This is a genomic window from Paracoccus luteus (genome assembly GCF_004522155.1).
Taxonomy (GTDB): domain Bacteria; phylum Pseudomonadota; class Alphaproteobacteria; order Rhodobacterales; family Rhodobacteraceae; genus Paracoccus; species Paracoccus luteus.
In genome coordinates, this window is the sequence record NZ_SDEA01000027.1 from 1 (window position 1) to 4,848 (window position 4,848).

The following is a 4,848-nucleotide window of genomic DNA, read 5'->3' on the forward strand; positions in this document are numbered from 1 at the left end:
AATGGAACGGGTAGCCCTCGGGCCGGACGCTTACTCACCGATGGCGGTCGCCGACGCCGCTGGACTTCATCTGAGAAGCTACGGATCGTCGAGGAGACGCTGGAGGAGAACGCCAGCATCTCGGTCGTGGCGCGCCGCAATGGCGTGGCACCGAACCTGCTGTATCGTTGGCGGCGTCTGATGCTGGAGGGAGGGGCCGTGGCCGTGTCTGGAGACGATGACGTCACAAGCAATCGCGCTGTCCGACAGATGGAAGAGCGCATCCGCGAGTTGGAGCGCCAGCTCGGGCGCAAGACGCTCGAGGTCGAAATTCTGAAGGAGGCGCTCGACAAGTCGCGCTCAAAAAAACTGACGTGGCTTGCGCAGTCGCAGCCGAAGGACGGTTCCCAATGAGCGTGGTGGCCAAGACCCTCGGTGTCTCCCGCTCAAATCTTCATGATCGCCTGAAGGGAGGCGCGAAGCCGCGGCGGCGCTATCACAAAGCGCAAGACGCGGCGGTGGTGCCGCTGATCACCGCGCTCGTGGCAGCGCGGCCGACCTACGGATACCGGCGGATCGCCGCGCTCCTGAACCGCCAGCTGCGCTCGGAGGGCCTGGCACCGGTCAATCACAAGCGGGTCTATCGGATCATGCAGACCCATAACCTGCTTCTGACGCGGAAATACACGGAACGTCCCGAGCATGTTCACGACGGCAAGGTGATCGTCATGCGTTCGAACCTGCGCTGGTGCAGCGATGGCTTCGAGTTTACCTGCTGGAACGGCGATATCATCCGCAGTGCCTTCATTATCGATGCCCATGACCGTGAAATCATCGCCTGGCGCGCTGTGGCGAATGCCGGGATCAGCGGTTCCGATATTCGCGATATCATGCTGGAGGCCGTCGAGCGTCGCTTCGGCGCTTACCGCGCCCCATCCGTCATCGAGATGCTGTCCGACAACGGCTCACCTTATATCGCGAAGGACACGCAGATCTTTGCTCGCCAGCTGGGACTGAAGCCTTGCTTCACGCCGGTCCAGAGCCCGCAAAGCAACGGCATCTCGGAGGCTTTCGTGAAGACGCTGAAACGCGACTACGTCCAGGTGACTCCACTGCCCACCGCCCCGACAGTTCTTGGATTGATCGAAAACTGGATCGAGGATTACAATGACAACCACCCGCACTCAGGGCTGAAAATGCGCTCGCCCCGCGAGTTCATTGCCGCTCAAATCGCAACCGCCTGAGTGTCCGGCGAAACGGGGGCAAGACCAGAGGGTCAAGAACATCAAGGTCAAAATGTATGGCCAGATGCTCGATACCGTTTGTCTCGATCCAGTCCATCACGGCATCCCCACCGCTTTTGACCTCCTCGGGCGAGCAGGTCTGGATGCCCCGTTCCGACAGGAATTTTTCCTCGTGCTCCAAGGGGTGATGGATGCCGGCGATCATCACCTTCCTGGGGTCCAGCGGTCGGGCAACCATTTTGGTCAGGTCGGCATCGCCATTGCCCAGCAACGCGCCCAGGACATGCGCATGAGCGTTCGCATATTGGTCCGCCGTCTGCACATCGGGATGGGAGTCGATCCAGAGAACGCCGAGCTTTTCGCCATATTTCTCGCTGAGCCACGCGAATGGCGCGAGCGAAACCAGACAGTCGCCGCCGAACGTCGCTATACGTTGCGGCTCTTGCTCTTTGAGAATGTCCCATGTTTCGGCAAGCTGGCTGTTGATGTCGCTCCGGCCGGGTATCCCATCCTCTTTGGCGAGGGGCCCGGTCGGTTCCCTTACCGACACATGAAAAACCGGCATGTCGGTTTCGGGGGCAAGCCAATCGAGCATCTTGGAGCCTAAGCTGTATGCCGGGTTGTCGCCGCCCTGCCATTGGGGGATGACCAAACGGATGGATTTGCTGTCGCTCATAACGATCCTTCAAGTTACCTATAGCTATCGGTGACGGCCTTTCGGCCTGGCACGTCTGTTCCGACAATATAGGAACCGGACCGAGATGCGCCGCATCTGATGCCGTTGGTCGGCAATTTGTCGCAAAATCCAGAAACCCACGACGACCTGTTCTGCTGCGGCACCTATGGGTCTTCGCGAGAGGGGTTTGCCGACGACGCTGGTGCCGGCCAGGGGGAAGGCTTTCCCCCGACAATACCATGTAGAAAACTCAATGATTCTCGGCGGGAAGCGCGTATCGAACGACGCGCAGATGATCATCGCCCTCCAGTGTGACTTCCAGCACCTGGTTCACAAGATCGGGTTCGGCTTCAAGTTCAACCAGGGCCTGCTCGAACATCTCCAACTGGAGGCTGCGCGTCATGGTGTCCGGGCCATTGAGGCAGACAAGACCTGCATGCAGGTCGACGCGGGCATATTGCCCTTTCTCTCCGGGGCGTGAGGCCGCGCCCCGGAAATCGATGGAATTGCGGGTCACGAAGGTCCAGTCCCCGTCGATGATGAGAGGGAGGAGATCCCAGTCCTTCGCCCCGGAACGCCCCAGCCAGACGACATGGGACGATTCCCCATAACCTCTCTCATGAGCCAGTTCGGTCAGCTTCGGGCTGAGGCACTCATCAACCAGAAACTTCATCCGGCCCGCCTGCGCGGGAGACGATGATCCGAGATGACGCGCGTGCCTTTGGGCAGAGCGGCGATGACCGGCTTCGGCCGCCCGCGCAGGGGGTTGGCTTCGGCATAGAGCGCGGCGAGTTCCAGCTTGTCCTCGGTCAGCGACGGATAATCCTCAAGGATTTCCTTGACGGGAATGCCCGCCGCCATCGCGGCCGCGACGTCGTGGACAGGAACGCGCGTGCCGCTGATGACGGGGACGCCGCCCATGACGGCATCGGAGATCGTCACCAGTTCTGTCGCTGCATCCAGCCGCTCCAGCCGCTCGATGGAGCGCTCGAAGAAGGGCAGAAGGTCGATCGTCAGGAAGTCGTGGCGCACTGTCCAGTCCGCTTTCAGCAGGGCCGCGGTGGCTGCCCGGTTCCAGCGCCGCAGCCGGGGCTCGGTCGAGCGGATGGCGAACAGACGCTCCTCCGAGGTCAGCCGCTTCGCGCTCTCGAAATAGAAGGCGATCAGGGTGCAGGCGGCTCCCAGCACGTATCGGCCGTTGTCGACGGAGATCAGGGTCTCGGGCAGGATGCGCTCGTCGATCACGCGATTGACGTCGCGCAGGCTCACGCGGGCGACCACGGCCGCTTCCGTCGCTTTCAGCATTTCAGTCGCGGGCATGGGTGCCTCCAACATCAATAATTCATCCGATAGGTCGGAATATATATTGGAAGCACCCGATTTTCAAGGACCGCGCTAACTTACGCCGCAAGCGGTTGCACCTCTTCCGAGGGCAGATCGTCGTTGCCGGCGGCCTTCTGGAGGAACCGCGCCAGCGATGCTTTGCGGGAATCCCGATCAAGGGCGTAGGTGGTCTGCTTGAACTCTATGCCGTCGAGGAGACCTTGGATGTAGCCCGCGATAGTGTCGGCCGCCATGATGAGAGCGGTATCGAGCGTATGGATATAGTTACTCGTGACCGATCCCTTGGCGTGTCCGACAAGGGCCGCGATGGTGATTTCCGTAAAGCCAAGATCGTTCGCCACACTGGCGAAGCTGTGGCGAAGGACGTGCGGCGTGATGTCGGCGAGCGGCGAGTCCGCGAAGATCTTCTTCCAATGGTTTGGGAAGCTGCCGAAGGCTGCGTCGCCGTCCCGGCCGGGAAACACAAACTCGCCGACAGCCTCGGCCCGGCGGTTTTCGAGATACTCCACGACTGGCAAGCCGACCGGACGGATGGAGCGGCCTTCCTTGCTGTCCGCCAGGCGCAGGCAACTGGACTCCGTATCCGCCTCATCCCATCGCAAAGTGACCATCTCGGTGCGACGGCATCCGGTAAGAGCGATCTGGCGGATGATTTCCGTCGTCATGCGATAGGTTTCGTTCTCGGCAGCCGACCTGAGCATGTCGCCAAGGATACGATATTCGGCCTCGCTCAAGCGTCTCGCACGGACGTTATCCTTCGGGCGCCGAATACCGTGGGCAGGATTCACGTCGATAATGCCGGCTTCCATCGCGTAGGTAAGAATCCCGCCGAAGAGCCCGATGGTTCTGGTCGCGGTGCCGACGCCGCCCTTGACGACGGATTTGCCCCGCAGTTTCTCCGTCTTGGCGACGAGGCGCGTCTTTCCAGCCATGATATCCTTCATGGCCTTGGTGATATCGGCCTTGGTCAAATCCTTGACCCGGCGCGTGCCGAGCAGGGGGATCAGGTGGCGCTGAATCCGCCCGATGTCGGAGATGATCGTGCCCTGCTTCTTCGGCCTTCCGCCTTTGCCAAGAATGAGCCCGGCCTGGAGATCCTTGAGGTAGAGATTGCAGAGTTCCTTGACCGACATGGATTTGTGGTCGAGCTGCTTTTCCTCTGCCGGGTCTTCACCCCGCGCTATCCGACCGAGTTGAACCTTCGCTTCCTGGCGGGCCAGTTCCGGCGTCCAGACACCATGCAGACCGATGGTGTAGCGCCGCGAGCGTCCAGCTTGGCGATACTGGATCACATAGCTGCGCCTGCCTGAGGCGAAGACACGGAGGCCGAACCCGGGTAGTTCATCGTCCCAGATCACGTAATCACTGCGACGGCTTTCCGCCGCGTCGACAACCCGTTTTGTCAGCTTAGCCATGGACTTCCTCCGTCACATGCACGAAAACCCGCGTAAGCACCACGTAAGCAGCAGGGCGAAAACCGTGGCGAACGTAAGGATATGCTTGTCGGCGAAGGAAATCAAATTCCTTTTTTATTACAGTAACATAGCGCATCGTAGCGTGCCCCTTGCGTTAATCGGCGGGACCAGCAATAATCCCTCCGAAGGC

6 protein-coding genes are annotated in these 4,848 nt (G+C 60.6%); 2 read left to right on the top strand and 4 right to left on the bottom strand.

Going from position 1 to position 4,848, the window contains the following annotated elements; all coding sequences use genetic code 11:
• Positions 1-1,223 (top strand): IS3 family transposase gene (locus EPA64_RS16080; protein WP_246026803.1). Its coding sequence is split into 2 segments (ribosomal slippage), with 1,224 coding nucleotides annotated over them: positions 1-340 and positions 340-1,223; the frame shifts between segments, so codons are not numbered across the junction. This gene is flagged as partial in the annotation.
• Here EPA64_RS16080 and EPA64_RS16085 read toward each other — a convergent pair.
• The 4 genes from EPA64_RS16085 to EPA64_RS16100 form a co-directional block, all read right to left on the bottom strand.
• Positions 1,195-1,899 (bottom strand): arginase family protein, encoded by a 705-nt coding sequence (locus EPA64_RS16085; protein WP_134727298.1) that lies wholly within the window; start codon positions 1,897-1,899, stop codon positions 1,195-1,197. The two genes, EPA64_RS16080 and EPA64_RS16085, sit on opposite strands and share 29 nt — an antisense overlap.
• A gap of 250 nt (positions 1,900-2,149) precedes the next feature.
• The gene (locus EPA64_RS16090; RefSeq protein ID WP_134727299.1) at positions 2,150-2,572 is read right to left on the bottom strand and encodes a DUF5615 family PIN-like protein; all 423 of its coding nucleotides are present in this window, start codon (positions 2,570-2,572) and stop codon (positions 2,150-2,152) included.
• Entirely contained in the window at positions 2,569-3,204 is a 636-nt protein-coding gene (locus EPA64_RS16095; RefSeq protein ID WP_220443779.1) for a DUF433 domain-containing protein, read from the bottom strand. Before EPA64_RS16095 ends, EPA64_RS16090 begins: the two co-directional genes overlap by 4 nt.
• A gap of 95 nt (positions 3,205-3,299) precedes the next feature.
• Positions 3,300-4,658 carry a tyrosine-type recombinase/integrase gene (locus EPA64_RS16100; RefSeq protein WP_134727301.1) on the bottom strand — a complete coding sequence of 453 codons (1,359 nt, stop codon included), beginning with the start codon at positions 4,656-4,658 and terminating at the stop codon, positions 3,300-3,302.
• Here EPA64_RS16100 and EPA64_RS16560 point away from each other — a divergent pair.
• A partial coding sequence (locus tag EPA64_RS16560) for a hypothetical protein (RefSeq protein WP_220443780.1) occupies positions 4,657-4,848 on the top strand: 192 nt, incomplete at its 3' end. The two genes, EPA64_RS16100 and EPA64_RS16560, sit on opposite strands and share 2 nt — an antisense overlap.

Coding starts and splice junctions, on each gene's coding strand:
- EPA64_RS16095 (WP_220443779.1), bottom strand. CDS start 3,204: ATGCTGAAAGCGACGGAAGCGGCCGTGGTCGCCCGCGTGAGCCTGCGC.
- EPA64_RS16090 (WP_134727299.1), bottom strand. CDS start 2,572: ATGAAGTTTCTGGTTGATGAGTGCCTCAGCCCGAAGCTGACCGAACTG.
- EPA64_RS16085 (WP_134727298.1), bottom strand. CDS start 1,899: ATGAGCGACAGCAAATCCATCCGTTTGGTCATCCCCCAATGGCAGGGC.
- EPA64_RS16100 (WP_134727301.1), bottom strand. CDS start 4,658: ATGGCTAAGCTGACAAAACGGGTTGTCGACGCGGCGGAAAGCCGTCGC.